The sequence below is a fragment of the Cryobacterium sp. Hb1 genome, from assembly GCF_004403585.1.
Taxonomy (GTDB): Bacteria; Actinomycetota; Actinomycetes; order Actinomycetales; family Microbacteriaceae; genus Cryobacterium; species Cryobacterium lyxosi.
Window position 1 is genome coordinate 21891 of sequence record NZ_SOHI01000005.1, and the last position, 21264, is coordinate 43154.

19 protein-coding genes, 3 tRNA genes and 1 pseudogene are annotated in these 21264 nt (G+C 64.4%); 8 read left to right on the plus strand and 15 right to left on the minus strand.

Annotated features, from left to right (window positions below; genetic code table 11):
• Positions 1-5 precede the first annotated feature (5 nt).
• The 12 genes from panC to tilS all read right to left on the minus strand — a co-directional run bounded on the left by panC (position 6) and on the right by tilS (position 10294).
• Positions 6-878, minus strand: coding sequence for a pantoate--beta-alanine ligase (panC, locus tag E3T38_RS00355; protein WP_134545486.1), 873 nt, complete (start codon positions 876-878; stop codon positions 6-8).
• Positions 875-1636 (minus strand): Rossmann-like and DUF2520 domain-containing protein, encoded by a 762-nt coding sequence (locus tag E3T38_RS00360; RefSeq protein WP_134545487.1) that lies wholly within the window; start codon positions 1634-1636, stop codon positions 875-877. The genes panC and E3T38_RS00360 overlap by 4 nt, the downstream gene beginning before the upstream one ends.
• Complete coding sequence (locus E3T38_RS00365; protein WP_134545488.1) at positions 1633-3303, minus strand: PH domain-containing protein; 1671 nt, start codon at positions 3301-3303, stop codon at positions 1633-1635. The genes E3T38_RS00360 and E3T38_RS00365 overlap by 4 nt, the downstream gene beginning before the upstream one ends.
• On the minus strand, positions 3300-3845 hold the full coding sequence (locus tag E3T38_RS00370; protein WP_134545489.1) for a PH domain-containing protein: 546 nt from the start codon (positions 3843-3845) through the stop codon (positions 3300-3302). The genes E3T38_RS00365 and E3T38_RS00370 overlap by 4 nt, the downstream gene beginning before the upstream one ends.
• Complete coding sequence (locus E3T38_RS00375; protein ID WP_104195949.1) at positions 3838-4308, minus strand: DUF3180 domain-containing protein; 471 nt, start codon at positions 4306-4308, stop codon at positions 3838-3840. The genes E3T38_RS00370 and E3T38_RS00375 overlap by 8 nt, the downstream gene beginning before the upstream one ends.
• Positions 4305-4844, minus strand: a complete 540-nt coding sequence (gene folK / locus E3T38_RS00380) for a 2-amino-4-hydroxy-6-hydroxymethyldihydropteridine diphosphokinase (protein WP_134545490.1) — start codon at positions 4842-4844, stop codon at positions 4305-4307. The genes E3T38_RS00375 and folK overlap by 4 nt, the downstream gene beginning before the upstream one ends.
• Positions 4841-5203 (minus strand): dihydroneopterin aldolase, encoded by a 363-nt coding sequence (folB, locus tag E3T38_RS00385; RefSeq protein ID WP_134545491.1) that lies wholly within the window; start codon positions 5201-5203, stop codon positions 4841-4843. Before folB ends, folK begins: the two co-directional genes overlap by 4 nt.
• A gap of 4 nt (positions 5204-5207) precedes the next feature.
• Positions 5208-6053, minus strand: coding sequence for a dihydropteroate synthase (folP, locus tag E3T38_RS00390; protein ID WP_134545492.1), 846 nt, complete (start codon positions 6051-6053; stop codon positions 5208-5210).
• On the minus strand, positions 6050-6619 hold the full coding sequence (gene folE / locus E3T38_RS00395) for a GTP cyclohydrolase I FolE (RefSeq protein WP_134545493.1): 570 nt from the start codon (positions 6617-6619) through the stop codon (positions 6050-6052). The genes folP and folE overlap by 4 nt, the downstream gene beginning before the upstream one ends.
• A 6-nt stretch (positions 6620-6625) precedes the next feature.
• Positions 6626-8635, minus strand: a complete 2010-nt coding sequence (gene ftsH, locus E3T38_RS00400; RefSeq protein ID WP_134545494.1) for an ATP-dependent zinc metalloprotease FtsH — start codon at positions 8633-8635, stop codon at positions 6626-6628.
• 83 nt (positions 8636-8718) lie between these two features.
• Positions 8719-9291: a hypoxanthine phosphoribosyltransferase gene (hpt, locus tag E3T38_RS00405; RefSeq protein ID WP_104195943.1), complete on the minus strand. Its 573-nt coding sequence runs from the start codon at positions 9289-9291 to the stop codon at positions 8719-8721.
• Positions 9292-9313: 22 nt separating this feature from the next.
• Positions 9314-10294, minus strand: a complete 981-nt coding sequence (tilS, locus tag E3T38_RS00410) for a tRNA lysidine(34) synthetase TilS (RefSeq protein WP_134545495.1) — start codon at positions 10292-10294, stop codon at positions 9314-9316.
• A gap of 44 nt (positions 10295-10338) precedes the next feature.
• Between tilS and ppa the strand changes: the two genes are divergently transcribed.
• On the plus strand, positions 10339-10830 hold the full coding sequence (ppa, locus tag E3T38_RS00415; protein WP_104126063.1) for an inorganic diphosphatase: 492 nt from the start codon (positions 10339-10341) through the stop codon (positions 10828-10830).
• A 179-nt stretch (positions 10831-11009) separates the two neighbouring features.
• Here the strand turns inward: ppa and E3T38_RS00420 are convergent, their stop codons facing one another.
• Positions 11010-12494 (minus strand): NlpC/P60 family protein, encoded by a 1485-nt coding sequence (locus tag E3T38_RS00420; RefSeq protein ID WP_134545496.1) that lies wholly within the window; start codon positions 12492-12494, stop codon positions 11010-11012.
• Positions 12487-13872 carry a M23 family metallopeptidase gene (locus E3T38_RS00425; protein ID WP_241984221.1) on the minus strand — a complete coding sequence of 462 codons (1386 nt, stop codon included), beginning with the start codon at positions 13870-13872 and terminating at the stop codon, positions 12487-12489. Before E3T38_RS00425 ends, E3T38_RS00420 begins: the two co-directional genes overlap by 8 nt.
• Before the next feature lie 266 nt (positions 13873-14138).
• Between E3T38_RS00425 and E3T38_RS00430 the strand changes: the two genes are divergently transcribed.
• From E3T38_RS00430 to E3T38_RS00450, 4 genes and pseudogenes are all read left to right on the plus strand, one after another.
• Positions 14139-14211, plus strand: a tRNA-Glu gene (locus tag E3T38_RS00430).
• Positions 14212-14296: 85 nt separating this feature from the next.
• A tRNA-Asp gene (locus tag E3T38_RS00435) sits at positions 14297-14370 on the plus strand.
• Positions 14371-14438: 68 nt separating this feature from the next.
• Positions 14439-14514 (plus strand) — tRNA-Phe (locus tag E3T38_RS00440).
• Between the two features lie 702 nt (positions 14515-15216).
• Positions 15217-15845 (plus strand): annotated as a pseudogene (locus E3T38_RS00450) (ATP-binding cassette domain-containing protein); the annotation flags it as partial.
• 325 nt (positions 15846-16170) lie between these two features.
• On the opposite strand, the gene E3T38_RS00455 reads toward E3T38_RS00450, so the two are convergent.
• Positions 16171-17220 (minus strand): dipeptidase, encoded by a 1050-nt coding sequence (locus E3T38_RS00455; RefSeq protein ID WP_134545497.1) that lies wholly within the window; start codon positions 17218-17220, stop codon positions 16171-16173.
• Positions 17221-17690: 470 nt separating this feature from the next.
• Here E3T38_RS00455 and E3T38_RS00460 point away from each other — a divergent pair, with 470 nt between their 5' ends.
• Genes E3T38_RS00460 through E3T38_RS00470 form a run of 3 tightly spaced genes read left to right on the plus strand, consistent with a single transcriptional unit; the run spans position 17691 to position 21263 of the window.
• Positions 17691-19238, plus strand: coding sequence for a sugar transferase (locus E3T38_RS00460; protein ID WP_134545498.1), 1548 nt, complete (start codon positions 17691-17693; stop codon positions 19236-19238).
• Between the two features lies 1 nt (position 19239).
• Positions 19240-20493, plus strand: a complete 1254-nt coding sequence (locus E3T38_RS00465) for a DUF1972 domain-containing protein (RefSeq protein ID WP_134545499.1) — start codon at positions 19240-19242, stop codon at positions 20491-20493.
• Positions 20490-21263 (plus strand): CDP-alcohol phosphatidyltransferase family protein, encoded by a 774-nt coding sequence (locus E3T38_RS00470; protein ID WP_134545500.1) that lies wholly within the window; start codon positions 20490-20492, stop codon positions 21261-21263. Before E3T38_RS00465 ends, E3T38_RS00470 begins: the two co-directional genes overlap by 4 nt.
• The last annotated feature ends 1 nt before the right edge of the window (position 21264 follow it).

Consider the following 21264-nt stretch of genomic DNA (forward strand, 5'->3'; position numbering starts at 1 on the left):
ACGACTCACCCCAGGTTGAGCGACACGTTGTCGATCAACCGGGTCCTGCCGACGCGCGCGGCCACGAGCAACCGCGCCGGCCCGCGATAATCATCGTGCACGGCCAGCAGGGTGTCCGGGTGCACGATCACGAGATAGTCCAGTTTAACCAACGGCTGGGCGGCAATGCGTGCGTGCGCAGCAGCGAGGGCAGCGGCGGGGCCGGCCTCTGCCGCTGCCACGGCCGCGATGAGTGCGGCGAATAAAGCCTGCGCGGCCGTGTGCTGCGCCTCGTCGAGGTAGCGATTACGACTGGACAGTGCCAGCCCGCCCGGCTCCCGCACGGTCTCGACGACTTCGATGGCGCTACGCACGCTGAGCTCGTCTACCAAGCGCTGCACGAGAAAAGCCTGCTGGCCGTCTTTCTGGCCGAAAACTGCGACATCCGGGGTCACGATGCCCAGCAATTTCGCCACAACGGTGAGCATGCCGTCGAAATGCCCTGGTCGCGCGGCGCCCTCATAGAGTGCGCCGACTGGACCGGCGGTGACGCCGATGCCGCTCCCCCCGCCCGGAAACATCTCGCGGGCACTCGGCGCGAACACAAACGAGACGTTCTCCGCTCCGAGGGCGGCAAGGTCAGCGTCGAGCGTGCGCGGGTAACTGTCGAGGTCTTCGCCGGCGCCGAACTGCAGCGGGTTGACGAAAATCGACACCACCACGATGCCGCCCAGTGCGTGCGCTCGTCGCACCAGCGCGAGATGGCCGGCGTGCAGGGCGCCCATTGTCGGCACGAGCACGATGCGCGTATCGCCACCGGTCAGCGCAGCGCTGTCGCGGACCCGCCCCAGACGATCCTGCAGCTCGGCGATGGTATTCACTACTTGGATGGTGCTCATTCGACCTCCCGGTCGTCGTCAAGCGGTTGCTGCCGCTGCTCTATTTCGTCGAACCCGGCGAGGTCCAGCCGTTTTGGGCTCGTGCGCGCAAGAGCGTTTTCCATCGCGGAACGCAGCAGCGGACCGAGGATAGCCCCCGGATGTTCCAGGCCGATCCCGGCGAGCAGGTGCGTGGCCTGCTCGACGATCGAGGTGGAGAAGGCGGTAGCGATCTGGATGGCTTCGGCGTAGCTGGCCCGGTCGGCCTCGGCGACGATGAGCGGTTCGCCGCCCATCTCCACGGCGAGCGCCTGCCCGATCGGCAGCACCGGGCCGGGGGCGGTCACGGCGAAGTAGCTGTCGGCAAGTCGGGCCAGGTCGAGGCTGGTACCGGTGAACGCCATGGCCGGGTGGATGGCCAACGGAATAGCGCCGGCGGCCTGCGCTGGCGCGAGCACTGTGGTGCCGTAGCGAGCGGAGGTGTGCAGCACCAGCTGCCCGGGCTGCCAGGTGTTTGTTGCCGCGAGCCCCTTCACGAGGCTATCCAGCTGGGCGTCGGGCACGGCAATAATGACCAGTTCACTGCGTTCGACGACTTCGGGCACCGTCAGGATCGGCACAAGCGGCAAGATGGCTTCGGCCCGATCACGGCTGGCCTGCGAGATCGCGGAGATGCCGACGATCGCGTGGCCTGCACCCGCGAGCGCGGCGCCGAGAATGGGGCCGACGTGGCCGGCGCCGATGATTCCGACGCCGAGGCGTCCCGGTTTGGAATTCATTCCGTTGCTTTCTGCGTTGGTGGGGTGATGCGGCTCCAGTGGTGGCTGGTGTCGGCGAGCGCCGACCGTACCGCCCCGGTGGACATCCACTCGAACAGCACGAGGGCTTCATCGACGTCGATGACGCTGAGTGAGGCGGTGACCGGGCCGGCGACCGTATGCAGGGCAGCCGACGCGAGGCGCAGGCGACGACGAATCGCACCCTGGCTGATGCGCACTCCCTGCATTCGGGCCAGGGGCACCAGAATCAGGTCGCGAGAGAGGACGCCGCGCCGGATCAGGGCGACGCTGCCCGAGACCGCCCAGCCGGTGCGCCACCAGGAGAACGGGCGCAGCCACACGGCCCGGGCGGGCGCATTGCTGTAGAAATCGGCCACGCCGGCGTCACTCTTGCGGCCGCCGAGCATGCCGTTTTCGATCAGGGCACGATGGGTGTCCGTGTCAAAGCCGGGCAGCGCGAGTTGTAGTACCTTTTCAACGTCGGCCAGGGTCCCGACCGGCAGCAGCGTGGTTCCCGTCACCGCGGTCGAGCTGCGACCGGAGGCCTGCCCGGCCGTGTTGATGCTGATCTGCCACCAGCCGAACCGACGCCAGAGAATGGGCTGCGACACCTCGATAGCGTGGATACGCCCCGGAGGCAGGGTCTGGCTGCTGGTCGAGAGCAGCCCGTAGCCGACCCGCACGCCATCAGGGGTCCCCGCAATGCTGAACCGCAGCGTCTTGGTAATGCGGGAGAAGTAATACCCGACGCTACCGATAAGGCCGGGCAGCACGGCCACGAGCACCCAGCCGCTGCTTCCGGCGACGACGCTGATAACCAGGCCGATACCGGCCAGCAGCAGGAAGACGGTGAAGCCGCTGAGCACGACCGACCCGATCAGGCGGCGCGGTGGAATACGCACCACCGAGTGCGGTGGAGCGGCATCCGGGTCTAGTTCCGGTGCCCGAAACTCCTGGAATCGCGCGCTCGCGAAGCCGCCGAGGGCGGAATGAGCAGCGGGCACTCCGTCTACGACCGGCACTTGGTCGACCGGCGCTTGGTCAACCGGCACTTGGTCGACCGGCGCTTGGTCAACCGGCGCGGCCGCGGGCTGTTTGGCCTGCCGCAGGCCGGAGGCGAGATGCAGGATGTCGCGGCGCAGGTCATCCGCGAGTTTCGAGCCGAGGTAGGCGAGCTGCACGTTGCCGTCCTGCCCAGCGACGGTGATTTCGAGCCGGGCAGCGCCAAACAGCCGCGGAATCAGCGGCCGGGTCAGGTTGACGCCCTGCACTCGGTCGAGGCGCGCTTTACGATTACTGCGAAAAACAAGGCCACTGCGCACTTCAACGATTTCTCCGGTCACGCGAAAGGTATGCGTGCGCCAGGACAGATAGAAGACCACCAGAATCACCAACAGCACGCCAGCGATGATGAGCAAAGCCCACCCGGTTGCTCCGCGCTCGTAAATGGTATCGATCGGATCGCCGCCGTAATTCTCTTCGCCGATGAACAGGTCGATGAGGCGTTCGCGCAGGTTGGCGATGATGAAGCCGATGATGGCCACCATGAAAATGCCGCCGCGCAGCAGCGGTGTCGCCGGGTGGAGGCGGTGCCATTCGCCATCGGTGAGATCGGTGCGCGGCGCAGCGAGGGGCGGCCGTGCGCGAGCAACCGGTTCCTCGTTCACAGCCCCGCCCGGCGGCTCTCCGCCAGTTCCACCAGCCGGTCACGGAGGCTCTCCGCATCGGCCTCGGCCAGGCCGGGAATAGACACGCCGGCACTCGCAGCGGCCGTCACGAACTTGAGGTCTGCCAGACCGAGCCAGCGGGCGACCGGGCCGCGAGTGATGTCGATGAGTTGCATGCGCCCGTAGGGCACCGCCACGAAACGTTGAAAGAGGATGCCCCGGCGAAAGAGCAGGTCGTCCGCGCGCAGCAGGTAGCCGATGGAGCGCACCCGGCGCGGCTCGAACACGAGGTTGATGATTGACACGGCGAGGACCACGATTCCGACCCACATCGCCCAGGTCTGATCGAGCAGCAGCCAAAGCAGGGTCGCTCCGCCGCAGACCACGATGGCGTTGACGATGGTGCCGACGATCTCCACCACGACATACTTCGGAGAAACCCGCTTCCATTCGCCGGTCTCGGCCAGTTCGAGCCGATCGGACGATTCAGGTGCCGGTTCAGCCTGCTGCCCGGCGCACGGGTTGGGTTCGCGATCAGGCACGGGTACCTCCCGAGTCGTCGGTGTCGTCGTCGGGAGGGAGGGTGCAGAAGTGTTCGGCCACGAGACCGGCCGTGAGCATCAGGGCCGCGCCAATGGCCGTGCCGACCGCGAGCCACAATGACGTGACGGCGGGAACGACCGATCGGGTGAGAATGTACAGCACGATGCCGAGGGCTGCGCCAAAAAGCAGCGATGCCGAAAGCGAGGTCGCCTTCGACAATACGGCGACGCGCATAGCCCAGAACGGGTCGATGCGGCGCAGCGCCTTACGACGGCTGCCCTGGCGCACCTGCCACGCCAGGCTGACGATCACGACGCCCAGCAGAATCAGAGTCAACGGCAGGGTGACGGGCGGGACCACGATCGGGGCACCGGAGGCCGCGAAGGCGATCTCGACGAGAAAGCCGACGACGAGACCGATGAGCAGAACGGCCAGCAACCCGGTCGCCTGTGAGCGCTTCATTGCCGTGTTCCGAGAGTCGGTGCGAGAGCGGCGGTATCCGGCGCTCGTCGCGCCGTGTTGCCGGTTGCGGCCAGCAGGTCGCGCACCACCCCGCGGCCGGGGATGGCGGCCCCGGGGTCGAGATCGAGCCAGGGTGCGAGTACGAAATCACGTTCCGCCGCGCGTGGGTGCGGCAAGGTCAGACGGTCGTCGTCGATCCTCAGCTCCCCGAACACGATGAGGTCGATATCCAGCGTGCGGTCGCCCCAGCGTTCAGCGCGCACCCGGCCGTGCTCCACCTCGATGGCATTGACAGCGTCGAGCAGGGTGTACGGGTCGCCGCTGTAGTCGATGGTCAGCACCGCGTTGAGGTACTGCGGAGCCGTCTCGTCCACGCCGTCGAGTTTCACGGCGACGGATTCGTAGACGGGTGAGATGCCAATCAGCGTGGCACCGGCCAGGCCGGCAAGATCGTGCACGGCGTCGGCCAGCGTGGCCGTCCGGTCACCGAGATTGCTGCCCAGGGCGAGTACGACGCGTTCCCTGCGACCGGTCATGGCCGCGACCGGGTGATCTGCACGGCAACGTCGGTGAATGGAACCGAAATCGGAGCCTGTGGTTTATGCACCGTAACCTGCACGCGCAGCGCCGGCGAGTGAGCCAGCACGACCTTCGCGATGCGTTCGGCAACGGTTTCGATGAGGTCGACCGGGTTGTGCGCCGCCGCCGCGGTGACCTCCTCAGCGAGGGTGCCGTAGTGGATGGTCTGGGTCACGTCATCGCTGGCGGCCGCCTGGAGCAGGTCGAGCCAGACCGTCACGTCGATGACGAAGTCCTGCCCGTTTTCTTTCTCAAAATCGTAGACGCCGTGGTGGGCGTTCACCCGCAGGCCGGTGAGGGTGATCGAATCAGTCATAGGTCTATTGTGACGGACGCGACGCGGCGCCCGGCACCTGCCCCGTACCCCGGGGCATCCGCTGGCGCACGCTGGCGAGCACGTTGAGGGCTGTGCGCGTCGCGGCGACGTCGTGCACGCGCACGGCCCAGGCTCCGGCCTGGGCAGCCAGCACGCTGATCACCGCCGTTGGCAGGTCACGATCCAGCACGGGCGCGTCGACCGGCAGCACACCGGCGAGAAAGCGTTTGCGCGATGCCCCGACCATGACCGGGAGGCCCAGTTCGGCGAAGGCGTCGAGCCGGTTGATGAGTTGCCAGTTGTGTTCAGTCGTTTTGGAGAATCCAAGACCGGGGTCGAGCACGATGTTCTCCCGAGCCACTCCGGCGGCAGTCAAGGCGTCGACGCGGGCGCGCAGTTCGGCGATGACATCGATGACGACGTCACCGTAGTCGGAACGAGCGTCCATCTGCTGGGCATGAGCGCGCCAGTGCATGGCCACATAGGTCAGGCCGGAGTCGGCGGCGACGGCAGCCATACCGGGGTCCGCGAGCCCGCCCGACACATCGTTGATGATGCTCGCACCCGCTTTCGCGGCGGCGAGTGCTGTGGCGGCATTGAGCGTGTCGATGCTCAAGCGCAGCCCCTGGCTGGCGAGCTCCGTGACCACCGGAAGGATTCGGCGCTGCTCGTGTTCCGGCGCGACACGAATGGCGCCGGGCCGGGTGGACTCGCCGCCCACATCGATCAGGTCGGCGCCCTGGGCGTGCAGCAGCAGTCCGTGCTCGATGGCGGCATCCGTTGACTCCCACTGGCCACCATCACTGAAGGAGTCAGGGGTGACGTTGAGTACCCCCATGATGAGTGTCACCCGCCAGCCGAAATCAGCGCAATGATTTCGGCGCGGGCTGTCGGTTCCATCAGGGTGCCGCGGGAGGCCATGGTCACGGTAGAACTCGCGGCTTGGCGCGAGCCACGGGTGCCGACGCAGCCGTGCACGGCATCAAGCACGACCAACACGCCGACCGGGTCGAGCCCCTCCTGCAGGGCGTCAGCGATCTCCTCGGTCAGACGTTCCTGCAGCTGCGGCCGGGCGGCGATGGTCTCCACCACGGCGGGCAGCCGTCCGAGGCCGACGACGCGATCCCGTGGCAGATACGCCACGTGGGCGGTGCCGAGAAACGGCAGCAGGTGGTGTTCACACATCGAGCGGAAGGCGATATCGCGCAGCAGCACGAGTTCGCCGGTACTGCCTTCGACCGGGACGAAGTCCTGCAGCAGGTCTTGCGGATTCTGATCGAGCCCCGCGAAGAACTCGGCGTAAGCATCCGCTACGCGTCGTGGCGTGCTCTCCAGCCCGGCCCGCTCGGGGTCCTCACCGATTGCGGCGAGAATCTCCGAGACGGCCACCCGGATGCGCGCCCTGTCCACAGCCACGAGCGCCTAGGCGGTCGCGGGGCGGGGGTTGAGAGCCGGCGCGCGTTTCGGTTTGGCGTGGGGCGCGTCGCCGCTGGAGATGCCGCCGTCAACGGCGCCGCCTTCGATGGGGGCCTTCGGGGCGGGCATTGCGATTGGCGGCACGTCCGAGACGGGGCGTTTGTCGCTGGAGAGCCACTGCGGGCGGGGCGGCAGCTGCTCGACATTGGCAAAGATCTCGGCGAGGGCATTCTGGTCGAGCGTTTCATGCTCAAGCAGGGCCGTAGCGAGCTCGTCTAGGATCACGCGGTTCTTGATGAGTACTTCATAGGCCTCGTCGTGGGCGTCTTCGAGCAGTTGGCGCACCTCGCGGTCGACGCTCTCGGCGACCCGCTCCGAGTAGTCGCGTTGGTGACCCATGTCGCGGCCGAGAAAAACCTCGCCCGAGCCCTGACCGAGCTTGAGCGGACCGACGACGCTGCTCATGCCAAACTCGGTCACCATCTTGCGGGCGGTCGCCGTGGCTTTCTCAATGTCGTTGGAGGCACCACTGGTTGGGTCGTGAAAAATGATTTCTTCGGCGACACGGCCGCCCATGGCATAGGCCAACTGGTCGAGCAGTTCGTTACGCGTGACCGAGTAACGGTCTTCGAGCGGCATGACCATCGTGTAGCCGAGGGCCCGGCCGCGCGGAAGAATCGTGATTTTGGTCACCGGATCCGTAAAGTTCATCGCGGTGGCGACGAGGGCGTGTCCTCCCTCGTGGTACGCGGTGATGAGCTTTTCCTTGTCGCGCATGACACGCGTGCGTCGTTGCGGTCCCGCCATGACCCGGTCGACGGCCTCGTCGAGAGCACGGTTGTCGATGAGTTGGGCGTTGGACCGGGCAGTGAGCAGCGCGGCTTCGTTGAGCACGTTGGCGAGGTCAGCGCCGGTGAAGCCGGGCGTCTTGCGGGCGAGCACTTCGAGGTTGACGCCTTCTGCCATGGGCTTGCCCTTGGAGTGCACTTCGAGGATCCGTTTGCGGCCGAGCATGTCGGGTGCGTCGACGCCGATCTGGCGGTCGAACCGGCCAGGGCGCAGCAGCGCCGGGTCGAGAATGTCCGGGCGGTTGGTGGCAGCGATAAGAATGACGTTGGCCTTCACGTCGAAGCCGTCCATCTCGACCAGAAGCTGGTTGAGGGTCTGCTCGCGTTCGTCGTGTCCACCGCCCATGCCGGCACCACGGTGCCGGCCAACTGCGTCGATCTCGTCGATGAAGATGATGGCGGGCGCGTTTTCCTTGGCCTGGCTGAACAGGTCGCGCACCCGGCTGGCACCGACTCCGACGAACATCTCGACGAAGTCCGAGCCGCTGATGGCGTAGAACGGCACGTTGGCCTCACCGGCCACCGCGCGGGCAAGCAAAGTTTTACCGGTGCCGGGAGGGCCGTAGAGCAGCACGCCCTTCGGAATGCGCGCACCGACCGCCTGGAACTTGGCTGGCTCCTTGAGGAAGTCTTTGATCTCTTCGAGCTCTTCGATGGCTTCGTCGGCACCGGCGACATCGGCGAACGTGACCTGCGGGCTCTCCTTGGAGACGAGCTTGGCCTTGGACTTGCCAAACTTCATGACCTTGCTGCCACCGCCCTGCATCGAGATCATGAGCCAGAAGAAGGCACCGATGAGCAAGACAGGAAGCAGGAAGCTGAGCACGCCCAAAATCCAGTTGGGCTGCGGCACCTCGTCGGTGAAGCCGTCCTTGGGGTTCGCCGCAGTCACGGCGGTGATGATCTCTTCGCCACGCGGGGCGACGTAGTAGAACTGCACCTGGGTACCGAGGTCCCCGCTGGCCTTGGTCAGCGTGAGGTCGACGCGTTGTTCGCCGTCGACGATGGTGGCTTCGGCGACGTTGCCCGACTTGAGGTAACCGAGGCCCTCTTGCGTGCTGACCTCGCGGAATCCGCTCATGGTGATGAGGCTTGACCCCACCCAGACGGCGATGACGGCGAGCACAATGTAGAGAATCGGGCCGCGTAGTAGCTTCTTGACGTTCATGGTGACCTCAGGCTAGCGCTCGATTACAGGGGAAAGCCGTGTGTTCGCTTTAGGGGAAACTCCGACTGGTGCGCAGGCTGTGATTAAAGCGCAGGCGCGGCGACGGTGGAGTAGACGTGCGGGGCGAGAATACCCACCGAGCGTAGGTTGCGGTACTTCTCGTCGTAGTCGAGTCCGTAGCCGACCACGAACTTGTTCGGAATGTTGAAACCGATGTATTTCACGTCGATATCGACGCGCGCGGCATCCGGCTTGCGCAGTAAGGCGCAGATCTCTATGGATGCCGGACCGCGAGTTTTCAGGTTCGCCAACAACCATGACAGGGTCAGCCCGCTGTCGATGATGTCCTCGACGATGAGCACGTTACGACCGGAGAGGTCGGTGTCGAGGTCCTTGAGAATGCGCACCACGCCGCTGGACTGCGTGCCGGAGCCGTAGGAGCTGACAGCCATCCAGTCCATGGTCACCGGGTGATGCAGTTCGCGAGCCAGATCGGCCATGACCATGACTGCACCCTTGAGCACTCCGACCAGCAGCAGGTCGGTGCCGGCGTAGTCGACTTCGATCTGGCGTGACATCTCGGCCAGGCGAGCCCGAATCTGCTCCTCGCTGATCAGGATCTCGGTGAGGTCGCCATCAATGTCGCGAGGTTCCATGTGGAAAAAGCATTCCTTTGTCTCAGGTGAGTCCAGGCGCGGAGAAAATCAAAATGCCGTCCTGTCGTACAACTCTAATACCTGGCAGGCTGAGCGCCCCCTGTCCGTGCCACTGCGTCACGAGCGCCGCCACGGCCAAGGTCTGAACTCGATTCAGCCACACCCCGTACATCGCCTCGACTCCGAACCGAATCACTCGCTGCCTGACCGCCGCCGGAACAGACGCCAGCACGGACGTTGCAATCTTGCCGTTGGCAAAATGTTCCTGCAGCATCGTGCGCGCCAGCTCGTCGAGAGCGTCGGAGTCCTCCCGCAGCGCATCGGCGGTGCGGGCAAGCGCCACCCCGACGCCAGGGCCGAGCTCGTTCTCGAGCAACGGCAGCACCGTCTCGCGCACCCGCACTCGAGCGTAACGCGGGTCGAAATTCTGCGGGTCGCTCCACGGTTCAAGGCCCGCATCGGCGCAGAATTGGCGGGTTTGGGCCCGACGGATGCCGAGCAATGGTCGCAGAATCGGCCCGGTTCGCGCTGCCATGCCCCGCAGGCTGGTCGGTCCGGAACCACGGGAAAGCCCGAGCAGCACGGTTTCAGCCTGATCGTCGAGGGTGTGGCCGAGCAGCACGCTGCTCGCCCCGGTGCGTTCGAGGGCCAGGTCGAAAGCCGCGTACCGTGCGGTGCGGGCGGCCGCCTCCGGGCCCGTTCCTGCGCTGTCGACCGTAACGCTCAACACCAGTACCGGGTCGAGGCCCAGCTGTCGGGCGGCCACGGCGGCCCGCTCCGCGACATCCGCTGATCCGGTTTGCAGATTGTGATCGACGATGACCGCTCCGGCACGGATGCCCGCCCGACCGGCTTCAAAGGCAGTCGCGGCAGCGAGCGCGAGCGAATCGGCGCCGCCGCTCAGACCGACCAGAACGAGCCCCTCCGATGGGAGCAGCTCGCGCACGGCCCGGCGAATATCAGCCCGGGCCGGAGTCAGGCGCGGACGGTGGACAGATTCCATCCAGTAACGTTAGCGGCAGACTTTGATCAAGGGAGAAACCAGCCATGGCCGAATATGACGCAGTCATCGAAATCCCTCGCGGGAGCCGCAATAAGTACGAGGTAGACCACGAAACCGGTCGCGTGTACCTCGACCGAGTGCTCTACACGAGCTTCATGTACCCCACCGACTACGGCTACTTCGAGAACACGCTCGGCCTCGACGGTGACCCCGTTGACGTTCTCGTACTGCTCGACTACCCGCTGTTCCCGGGCGTGGGCGTCTCCGTGCGTCCGGTGGGCGTCTTCAATATGACCGATGATGGCGGCTCCGACGCGAAGGTCATCGCTGTTCCGGCCGGTGACCCCCGCTGGGATCACATTCAGGATGTCCTCGACATTCCGGAATATACCCGCAAGGAAATCGAGCACTTCTTCGAGCACTACAAGGACCTCGAACCCAATAAGTGGGTCAAGACGGAGGGCTGGGGCGACGCTGCCGAAGCCAACCAGATCGTGGTCGACGGCATTGCGAAGCTGGCCGACGAGGGCCACTAACCCTCACCCCCGCTGAAGGCCCCCGGGTTGTCCTGGGGGCCTTCGTTTTGCCTACGGTCAGGCCGACGGGGCTAATTCAGCAAATTTTGCCGGCGCTTTCGGCTATCGCACTGGTTCGGGGCCACCGCGCGGATCTCCTGAATCGCCCTCGCGCGTCGTCCGACGGTCAGAAACCGAAGCTAGGCGGCGGGGCGGCCAACGTACGGCGCGACGGCCCACGACGACCAGATACTGTGCACACGCACGCGCGCCGAAGGGTTGGGGGCTTCGAGCACCTGGCCGTTACCGACGTAGATCGCCACGTGGTAGTAGTTGCCCGGGCTGCCCCAGAACACCAGGTCGCCCACCTGAACCTGGGCGAAAGAGACGAGATTGCCCTGCCGGGCCATGGTGTTGTACTGGTTCGTGGCTGAGTGGGTGCCGATGTAAACGCCGGCGGCTGCATAGGCGGCCTTGGTCAGCCCGGAGCAGTCCCACGCGTCGGGGCCAGAGCCTCCGAAGACGTAGCGGTCACCGAGCTGGCCGCGGGCGAACGCGAGCGCTGCGTCGACGATGCTTGCGTTGGCTACCGCAGCTGGCGCGGCCGGTGCAGCGGCCGGCGCAGCGGGCGTCACCGGCGTGGCCGGTACAGCGGGCGTCACCGGCATGGCCGGTACAGCGGGCGTCACCGGCGTGGCCGGCGAGGCCGGTACAGCGGGCGTCACCGGCGTAGCCGACCCGGAACCAGATCCTGAACCCGCCGCTGCCCCGGCGCCACGAGCGGGTTGCGCGGGTTGAGCGGGTGCGGCATCCGCTATTGCAGCAGCGGATGCCTGCGCTTGTGCGAACGCTTGAGCGGCGGCGGCCGCGTCTTCGCCGGCGTGAAAGCTGCGCTCGGCCTCTGCCGTGGTGTCTTTGAGCAGGGCGAGTTGTTCGAATAATTTACTCGACTTGCGCTGCTGGGAGTCATAGGCGACCTCGGCAGCGTTCGAACTCGACGTGGCCGTATCGAATGTGGTCTTGGACTCTTCGGTGAGCCGTTCGCGTTGCTCGGTCGCTGATGCCGCCTGCTCGCCGAGGGACTCCGCCGCATTCTTGTCCTGCACAGCCTCGGTGTAGATCTGCTCGGACTGTTCGCTCAGCTTGCTGGCCGTTCCCAGCTGGCTGAGTAAGTCATCCGCGCTGCTGCCGTTCAAGAACAGGTTGAGTGATAGACCGCTGGCGCCTGATTTGGCGAGGTGTGCGGCGATGAGGCCGGCACGCATCTTCGATGTTGCGGCGGTGGCTTCGGCGGTGGCAGCCTTCTCGCTGAGGCTGGTTTCGCGCAGCGTGGCGGCGTCGAGGGCGTCCTGCGTCACACGGTAAGCCTCGGCCGCAATCTGCGCGGTTGTGACGGCCTTCGCGGCCTGGCTCGCCAGACCGTCGAGCAGGTCGCCGAGAGTCGCGATCTCGGCTTGCTTGGTCGACTCGTTCTGCTTGGCCTTCTCGACGTCGTTCCAGCTCGGATAGTCCGGGACGGCGAAGGCGGCCCCGCCCGCGGCGGCAACGGATGCTGTGACAGCCGAGACCGCGCCGATCGCCACGGCGGAAAGGAGTCGTTTCGACTTGGTTCGAACGCGTGCGCGCGTGGTCGACTTGCCCTGTGCGTTGGTGGAGTTGTTCTGTGCGGTGGTGCTCTCAGCCAAGTGATGCTCCCCGGTCGGCCATGAATGGAACGGGATTGATGCGGTTTCCACCAATCCACACCTCGAAGTGCAGGTGGCAGCCATTGGCTGCGCCGGTGTCGCCGGAACTGGCGATGACCTGCCCGGCCGACACTGACTGTCCAACACTCACGTTGTACCCCCCGTTGCGAATGTGGGCATAGCCGGTGGAGACGTTGTCGCCGTGGCTGATCTTCACGAAGTTTCCGTATGTGCCGAGGCGCCCAGCCCAGGTGACGACGCCAGCATGGGCGGCATAGATAGGTGCACCGCAGCCGGTGCCGAGGTCGGTGGCGTAGTGAAAGCTTCCGCTGCAGTCACCACCGTTACAGATGACCGCCCGGGGGCCGTAGCCACCGGTGATGCGGCCGCCGGCCGGAACGGCCCAACCGGTCATGCTCACCGAGCCACCCGAACCACCGGAACCACCGGAACCACCGGAACCACCGGAACCACCGCTACCGGTACGCGCTGCTGCTGCTGCCGCTGCTGCCGCTTCCTGTACCGCTTTTTCAGCTGCAATACGGGCCGCTTCAATCCGGGCGCGTTCGGCGACTCCGGCTTCATACCCCGCTGTTGTTGTGGCCTGGGCGTCGCGCATGAATTGCAGCTGCTGTTCGAGTTCGACGCTCTTGGCTTCGGACTCGGCAAGCGCGCTCGCTGCCGCTTCGGCCGCAGCCTGGGCCGCGGCGAGCGCAGCCTCCGCGGCGACGCGCAGCGTCTCACGTTCGGCTTGGGCGACTTTGGCTTGGTCGCCGAGCGATTGTGCGTTATTGGTGGCCGATTGTGCTGATTCGTAGACGTCGGAGCTGCGTTCGACGAGCTTGCTCATGTTGCCGAGTTTTGCCAGCAGCAAGTCAGCATCGGCCCCGTCCCCTTCGCCCTCGAGGAACAGGTTCACGCTGAGATCGGTGCCGCCGGTGCGGTAGAGCTGGGCGGCGAGCTGGCCGGCCTGCTTGGTGGCGGCATCCGCTGTGGCCTTGCTCGCATCGGCCTGTGCCTGGATGTCTTCAGCACGGCGGGTGGCGTCGTCAAATTCCTGCTGCGCGACCTCGAGTTCGCTGGCGCTTTTTTCGGCAGCGGCCTGCGTTTCTTGCACCCGCGCCTGTAGGCCGGCAATGAGATTCTCAATGGCGGTCACCTGCGCCGCGGCCGTGGCCGTGTTTGCCTTGGCGTTTTGCAGGTCCTGCCAGGAAGGGTAATCGACGGCGCTCGCTGGAGCTATCGGGCTTACCAGGGTGACCAACAGAGTCATGGCGGCCATGATGCTGGTCAATGTCAGGGTGTGCTTGGGCCACCGATTGGTTGCTCGCAAGCGGCGGGTGGGCAGGTCAGTCTCGCGGCCGTCCACGGTTTTCATGCGAATCATTGTTTCCCAACAGGCCTATAGCAGTTGCCACGTGCGCCGAGGCAGACTCTTCAGCGTAACAAGGTGGGCAGGATTCGCCCAGTCTCACCGGCGAATCTAACTCGCGAAATAACCGCTGGCCCGTCCATTTGCGGGCGCGCTGCGAATTGGTGTCAAAAATTAGTTGCCGTTCAACCAAATGCTGCGCGTGCCGATTTGGCCTTCGCCCCATAAGACCGTATGCTTACTCTTCGGCAGCCATGAACATTGTGGCTCACGGCCCCATCGTTTAGCGGCCTAGGACGGCGCCCTTTCACGGCGTTAACACGGGTTCGAATCCCGTTGGGGCTACGCAAACTGCACGTGCACGAAGTAGCAAAATAAATAGAATAGTCTTACCAAGTGCCTCGCACACAGATTCACATTTTCACATCGAGGCCCTGTAGCGCAGTTGGTTAGCGCGCCGCCCTGTCACGGCGGAGGTCGCCGGTTCAAGTCCGGTCAGGGTCGCAAAGAAAATAACCCTTTCGAAAGGAAGGGCTTTTTTCTTAGAAGAGGCGTTTATTGCGCAGCTTCGGGGCCCTGTAGCTCAGTTGGTAGAGCGTTCGACTGAAAATTGAAAGGTCACCGGATCGACGCCGGTCGGGGCCACCAAAATCCTCGTAAGCCATGCGCTTACGAGGATTTTTTCATTCATGGTTAAGTTTTCAGTCTGCGGCCCCGCACAAACCCCGCACATTCAGATCAGGCCATCGAGTCGCTGTCCCATCGGCGTAGGGAATAAGAGCGTCGTGAACTGCCGCAGTGCTTCATGACGGCGGCGGAACATCTCCACCGTCTGTGTGGGCAGGGGTGGCCTCGACGGGGCAGTGCCGCCTGGAAAGTCCACCGAGCTGACATCGAAGACGCGTACCTCCGCCACGCGCCAGCCTGACGCAAGCATGAGCTCGATCAACCCGACGGTGCCCTACCTCATCAGGTCTGCATCGGTACGGGCCGGGGCAAGGAAAGCGGGCAGTTCGTCGATAGGGATAGCTGCGCTACCGCGCCGCTCATCCCTCCTTCGGGAGATTCACTCCAGTTCACGTACGGGGCTCTTGTCTGTCGTGCCGTTGACCACGGCCACGGCCACGGCCACGACCACGACCACGACCACGACCACGACCATCAGTGCCCCACCCTCATGGACCCTCGGATCTCATCAACGAGCACGCGAGTTACACGTCCGGGGGCCTGCGGCGCGCTGTCGGGCCGCACTGCGAGATGACTCTTCCTCGAGCGAACGCGTCCAGAGGTCGAGAGTTAGCTGCCGGAAACGGACAATCCTGCTGCTGAGCCTCTTGGCTGCGCGCTCCTCGGCTGAAGTCTCCCCGCGAAGCGCTGAATCGAGGGATCGCCGCCGTCTACCGGGACCTCGCGGTCGTGCCACTGATGCCCATTTGGCGCAACTTCTTCCTCGGCTCTGTACCTAAGCGAGGTTGGGGACCGATTAAAATCCTCGACGTGGAGGAGGTGAAAAGGATCACCAAGAAGGAATTGCTCGAAATGGGCATAGACCTGCGGGACGTGGACCAGCCGATTGGGCAGCTCTCGAACGGTGAGCGCCTGTGCGTTGCAATTGCCCGCGCCGTCTACTTCGGGGCGAAAGCCCTCATTCCGGATGAGCCCGCCGCCGCCCTGGGTGTAAACCAGTCGGGGGTTATCCTGCGCTACATCCTCCGCGCCCGCGACCGCGGACTCGGCGTGATCCATTACACACAACCCGCACCACGCATTCCACGTCGGCGACCGATTCCTGCTGCTCAAGCGCGGCAAATCCATCGGCTACTAACGAGAAGAAGGACATCACTCTGAACGAACTGACGGCGCAGATGGCAGGGGGTGCGGAACTGGAAGAGCTCGCCCACGAGCTGGAGCAGATTGGTGGGAACACCGCACTAATCGAAGAAATTCGCGAAGCTGAAGTTGCCTCCCCGACGGCATAAGAGTTTCATCCCGCTCAGACGTTGGCCGTTCGGGACGGAATCTCGCCGCAACCGCAGCGTCGGCACGTGATCCTGCACAAAATGCAACGCGTCAGCGGTCCACAGAAATCGCGGAGCAGACGGCCCCGCTGCAACAATTCGCTCGTCACCATGTGTCTCCCTGTCCGTTCAGTCACAGCCCATCCAGAAGTCCCGCGCATCAGCGCGGGTGAGCCTTCGCTGTGCAACACGTGACGGGCCCAGGTCGCTCCGATCAAAATGTCGTCCAAGCCAGAGTGGCCCTGCGTCGTCCGGGGCCACGTTCAGCGACCCGATTCAAGTGGCCCTAGGCTACGAAGGCGCGGTAGGCGGGGTCGTTTGCGCGAAGAACGCGCAGAACGTTCTGGGAACCAAGCTTGGTGAGGTCGGCGTTGCTCCAGCCGCGCCGTTCGAGCTCAGCAAACAGGTTGGGGTATTCCGACACGTCGGCGAGGCCGACCGGCATGTCGGGGCAGCCGTCAAAGTCGCCGCCGAGACCGATGTGATCGACGCCGGCCACATTGCGGGCATGCTCAACGTGGTCAGCCACGTGCGCCACTGTAACCTGCGGCTTCTCCCCCACCGAACCGTGGTCTTCCCAGTTGCGGTAGTCGGCGGAAACGAAGGCCGGCACGAAGGTGATCATCTGCACACCATCGTTGGCGGCGAGCTGGGTGAGAATCGTGTCGGGCACGTTGCGCGGGTGCGGATTGAGGGCGAAGCACGAGGAATGGCTGAACAGAATGGGGAGCGTTGTGGCATCGAGGGCGTCCTGCATGGTGGCAGCGGAGACGTGCGAGAGATCGACCATCATTCCGATGCGGTTCATCTCGGCGATGACGGCCCGGCCTCGATCGTTGAGACCGTTGTGAGTCGCAACATCGACGGCCGCGTCAGCCCAGTCGGTCGTCGAGTTCCAGGTCAGGGTCATGTAGCGCACGCCGAGCCGCGCATACTCGCGAAGCACCGCGAGCGAGTTGTTCATCTGATTGCCGCCCTCGACCCCCAGTAGCGACGCAACCTTTCCGGCGTGTTGTGCGCGTTGAACGTCGTCGGCGGTCACGGCCCGCTCGAAATCGTCGGGATAGGCCGCAATCAGGCGGTCAATGAAATCGATTTGTTCCAGGGTGGCTTGCACGGAATCGGCGCCCGTGAAATCGCTATGCACCCACACCGACCAGAATTGGCCCTGCACCCCGCCGAGGCGCAGCCTGGGGACATCCGTCTGGACTTGACTGCGCTCCGAATCGTATTCGACGTCCAGCCCCGCAACCGAGTAGCGGCGATGCTCGCGGCAGGCCCAGGCAAGATCGTTGTGGCCATCAATAACGGCAAATTTCGGACTTCTTACGGTCATGTGAACTCTTCCCGGCAATCGATGCGCTCAGGCCAGCCTAGGACCTACACCACCAGGCACTTTGTGCGCCCAGGCCGCCCGGCACTGCGGCGCTCAGTTTTGAATTTATGCCCGCAAAACCGGGGTTGAAGTCCGGCTATTCCATGGGGCCGGGACACCCGCCGCTGCAACTTCCCCAAGCAGGGGGTTTTGCCCCCAGTTGAGGTTACAGCGCCACCGACTGGAATCGGGGTAGTCTCTGCCAGTAAGTTGCTGAGAAAGAATCATTTCCTACGCCGCGCTCCGCCACCGACAAGTGCCAGCATCGTCACCATGTCACCATGACCACCTGTTCCTGTAAACCCGACTGCAGGGAATGAAAAAGTGATTTTCACTTGTAACCCGCCGAACCCCCTCGGCGACCCCTTACTCAACCCTGCACCGGCCACTCCTGGCGCAGCTTCCACGCTTGATTGCAGGAGGAACGCCGCATGAGTGAATCAGATTCTCCCGCGTCCTTTGCCGAGTCCCTGCCGCTTGGGCACACCCCGAAATTGCGGCTCGTCGACCAGGCCACGTCGGCGCACGCCGATATCGCCGTCGACACCGCTTCCTCGGGGTTGATCTGGGCACGACGTTACCGCACCAAGCTTCGACTGACCGATGTCGCCGTCATCGTTTTCGCTGTCGGTGTAGCACTGGTGTTTCGGTTCGGCGTTGATGGCATTCCGGCCGTACCGGGATCGTTCAGCGCCAATTACTGGCTCCTGTCGCTACTGATCGTGGCGACCTGGCTCATGACCCTCGAACTTTTTCACACCAGGGATTCCCGCGTCATCGGCGTCGGCGCGAGTGAATACAAGCAGGTCATCAACGCCAGCGCGGTGACCTTCGGCATGCTCGCCATCGTTTTTCTGATCTCCAACATCGACATCGCCCGGCTGTACTTTATTCTGGCGCTCCCCCTCGGCATTGTCGTGTTGGTTTTGGAACGGTGGCTGTGGCGCAAATGGCTGTTGCACCAGCGCAAGTTCGGCCACTACCTCTCTCGCGTGATCGTCGTAGGAAACCGCGACGACGTGGAATATGTCGTCAGCCAGATCGACAACAAGTCCGGCGCTGCCTACTACATCGTTGGCGCTGCCCTGGAAGACGGCATCGGTGATGAGATCTCGGCCGGCGAACGCAGGGTGCCGATCGTGTCCGATTTCGAACATGTCGCCGCTGCGGCAGCCGCCATGGGCGTCGACACGGTCATCGTGGCCGGGCAGCCCAGCGGCGGCAGTTCCTACATCCGCAACCTCGGCTGGGACCTCGAGGGAACGTCAGCGGAGCTGGTTCTCTCCAGCCGACTAACGGATGTTGCTGGTCCCCGCATCCACTTTCGCCCGGTAGACGGCCTCCCGCTGATCCACGTGGAAATTCCGCGATTCGAGGGGGGGCGCCACGCCCTCAAGCGAACCCTGGACATCGTCACGACGTCCTTTGCCCTGGTGTTCCTGCTGCCGGTGCTCGCGGTCATTGCCGTGCTTATCAAGCTGGACAGCGCCGGCCCCGTACTATTTCGGCAGGAACGCTGCGGCCGCAATGGACAAACCTTTCGCATGATCAAATTCCGCTCCATGGTGCAGACCGCGGAAGACGATCTGGCCGGCCTGCTCGACCAGAATGAAGCTTCCGGGGTGCTGTTCAAGATTCGCAACGACCCCCGGATCACCAAGATCGGTCGCGTGCTGCGCAAGTACTCGCTCGACGAACTGCCCCAGCTGTGGAACATTTTCGTGGGCGAGATGAGCCTGGTCGGACCCCGCCCGCCACTGCCCGAAGAGGTTCAGGTCTACGAAACCCACGTGCATCGCCGCCTGTACATCAAGCCCGGCCTGACCGGCATGTGGCAGGTCAACGGACGGTCGAATCTCAGCTGGGAAGACAGCGTACGACTCGACTTGTATTACGTCGAGAATTGGTCCCTCACCGGCGACCTGATGATCATCTGGCGCACCTTCAAGACCGTCATTCAACCAGTAGGGGCGTATTAACATGACCGCGGGGATCGAACACATTGCGCCCACCAACCACCGGCGTCTGAGCATCGCAATGATCGGTACCCGCGGGGTGCCCGCCGCCTACGGCGGATTTGAAACCGCCATCGAGGAGATCGGTCGCCGCCTCGTCGACCGTGGCCACGACGTCACCGTCTACTGCCGGCGCGCCGCCCAGCCGGTGTCAAAAGAGTACCTCGGCATGAAACTCGTGGAGCTGCCGGCACTGCGCCACAAAATTCTCGAGACCCTGAGCCACACCGGACTGTCGGTCTTGCACGCCACCCTGCACCGTCCGGCCGATGTCGCGTTCGTCTTCAACGCCGCCAACGCCCCATTTGTGCCGCTGTTGCGTCTCCGCGGAATCCCCAGCGTCGTGCACGTGGACGGCTTGGAATGGAAGCGCGACAAATGGGGGGGCGCGGGACGGCGGTACTACCGCTGGGCCGAGGAAGTATCGGTGCGCGAAGCTGATGCCCTCATCGCTGACGCACAAGGCATCGTCGACTATTACCGGGACGAATTTTCCATCCCAACCGAATTGATCTCCTACGGCACCCGAATCCTGCAGGACACCCCGACCGATCGGCTCGCCGAACTCGGTCTTCGCCCCGGCGGCTATCATCTCGTCGTCGCCCGGTTCGAACCAGAAAACCACGTCGACGTCATCGTGGAAGGATATCGGGCCAGCGCTGCCCGCCTGCCACTCGTCGTCGTCGGCTCTGCGCCATACGCCGCCAACCACATCACCCGTATCAGCGACCTCGCCGCATCTGATTCCCGCATTCGCATGCTTGGCAGTGTCTGGGACCAGGATCAGCTCGACCAGCTCTACACTCATGCCAGCACCTACCTGCATGGTCATTCGGTCGGCGGAACGAACCCGTCGCTGTTGCGGGCTATGGGTGCCGGCACCAAGGTCATCGCGTGGGACGTCGTCTTCAATCGTGAGGTCCTCGGTGTCGACGGTGCCTACTTCGCGCGGGCGGAGTCCCTGAGTGCCTTGCTCGAAGATGCCGAACTGAACCCCGAGCGCGTGGCCGAAGTTGCCGCGGTGCTGCAACGACGCGCCGAGGAACTCTACAACTGGGACAGCGTCACGGACAGTTACGAACAACTCGCCCGGCGCGTGGCCGTCGGCTACAGCACCCACCGTCAAAGCACAGGCAGGGCCGGAGTGTCGATGTGGAGCCTTCCCGACAGCCTGAGCAAGCAACCGTCAACCGCACTATCCAGGGGGATCAGCTCATGACCAGCACCTCGGCCCGAATCGCTCGTTCGACCGAAACGTACTCTGACACAGTGAGGCGTCTGTCCTCCGCCCAGAAGACGGCGGCGCGCGGCGCGCCGCCCTATTCCGTCTACGTGAACCGCCGCGTCGGGCGCTACCTCGCGGCGGGCGCGTTTCGTCTGGGCTTGACCCCCAACAACGTCACCGCCGTCAGCGCGGTCTTCACATTCTGCGCGATCGTACTACTGGCGATCGGTGAGCCGAGCTGGTGGCTCGGACTCGTCGTGTGGCTGCTGCTCGCCATCGGGTATGCCTTCGACTCGGCCGACGGCCAGGTCGCCAGGTTGCGCGGTGGCGGTTCCCCTTCGGGGGAATGGCTCGACCACGTCGTTGACTCCATCAAGATCTCAACCTTGCATCTAGCGGTGCTCATCACGATGTTCACACACTTTCCACTGTCCAGCTCGACTTGGCTGCTCGTGCCCGTCGGGTTTGCGGCCGTGGCTGCCGTGTCGTTCTTCGCAATGATTCTGAACGACCTGCTCAAAGCCAAGCACGCGCCGACGGCGCCGCCTTCCACCGCTCCCCGCTCCGCGTTACGGTCATTTCTTGGTCTGCCGACCGACTACGGCGTCCTTTGTCTCGCCTTCATATTGCTAGGCGCTCCGTTGGCGTTTTTCGGCCTGTACAGCGTGCTTTTCGTGGCCAATGCGCTTTATCTCGCCCTGGCGCTGGGTAAATGGTTTCGCGATATGACCGCGCTGGGACGCCGGGAAGTAGCCCGACCGTAGT

Coding starts and splice junctions, on each gene's coding strand:
- E3T38_RS00425 (WP_241984221.1), bottom strand. CDS start 13,872: ATGAAAACCGTGGACGGCCGCGAGACTGACCTGCCCACCCGCCGCTTG.
- E3T38_RS00455 (WP_134545497.1), bottom strand. CDS start 17,220: ATGACCGTAAGAAGTCCGAAATTTGCCGTTATTGATGGCCACAACGAT.
- E3T38_RS00375 (WP_104195949.1), bottom strand. CDS start 4,308: ATGAAGCGCTCACAGGCGACCGGGTTGCTGGCCGTTCTGCTCATCGGT.
- E3T38_RS00360 (WP_134545487.1), bottom strand. CDS start 1,636: ATGAATTCCAAACCGGGACGCCTCGGCGTCGGAATCATCGGCGCCGGC.
- hpt (WP_104195943.1), bottom strand. CDS start 9,291: ATGGAACCTCGCGACATTGATGGCGACCTCACCGAGATCCTGATCAGC.
- folK (WP_134545490.1), bottom strand. CDS start 4,844: ATGACCGGTCGCAGGGAACGCGTCGTACTCGCCCTGGGCAGCAATCTC.
- E3T38_RS00470 (WP_134545500.1), top strand. CDS start 20,490: ATGACCAGCACCTCGGCCCGAATCGCTCGTTCGACCGAAACGTACTCT.
- ftsH (WP_134545494.1), bottom strand. CDS start 8,635: ATGAACGTCAAGAAGCTACTACGCGGCCCGATTCTCTACATTGTGCTC.
- panC (WP_134545486.1), bottom strand. CDS start 878: ATGAGCACCATCCAAGTAGTGAATACCATCGCCGAGCTGCAGGATCGT.
- ppa (WP_104126063.1), top strand. CDS start 10,339: ATGGCCGAATATGACGCAGTCATCGAAATCCCTCGCGGGAGCCGCAAT.
- folB (WP_134545491.1), bottom strand. CDS start 5,203: ATGACTGATTCGATCACCCTCACCGGCCTGCGGGTGAACGCCCACCAC.
- E3T38_RS00460 (WP_134545498.1), top strand. CDS start 17,691: ATGAGTGAATCAGATTCTCCCGCGTCCTTTGCCGAGTCCCTGCCGCTT.
- E3T38_RS00465 (WP_134545499.1), top strand. CDS start 19,240: ATGACCGCGGGGATCGAACACATTGCGCCCACCAACCACCGGCGTCTG.
- tilS (WP_134545495.1), bottom strand. CDS start 10,294: ATGGAATCTGTCCACCGTCCGCGCCTGACTCCGGCCCGGGCTGATATT.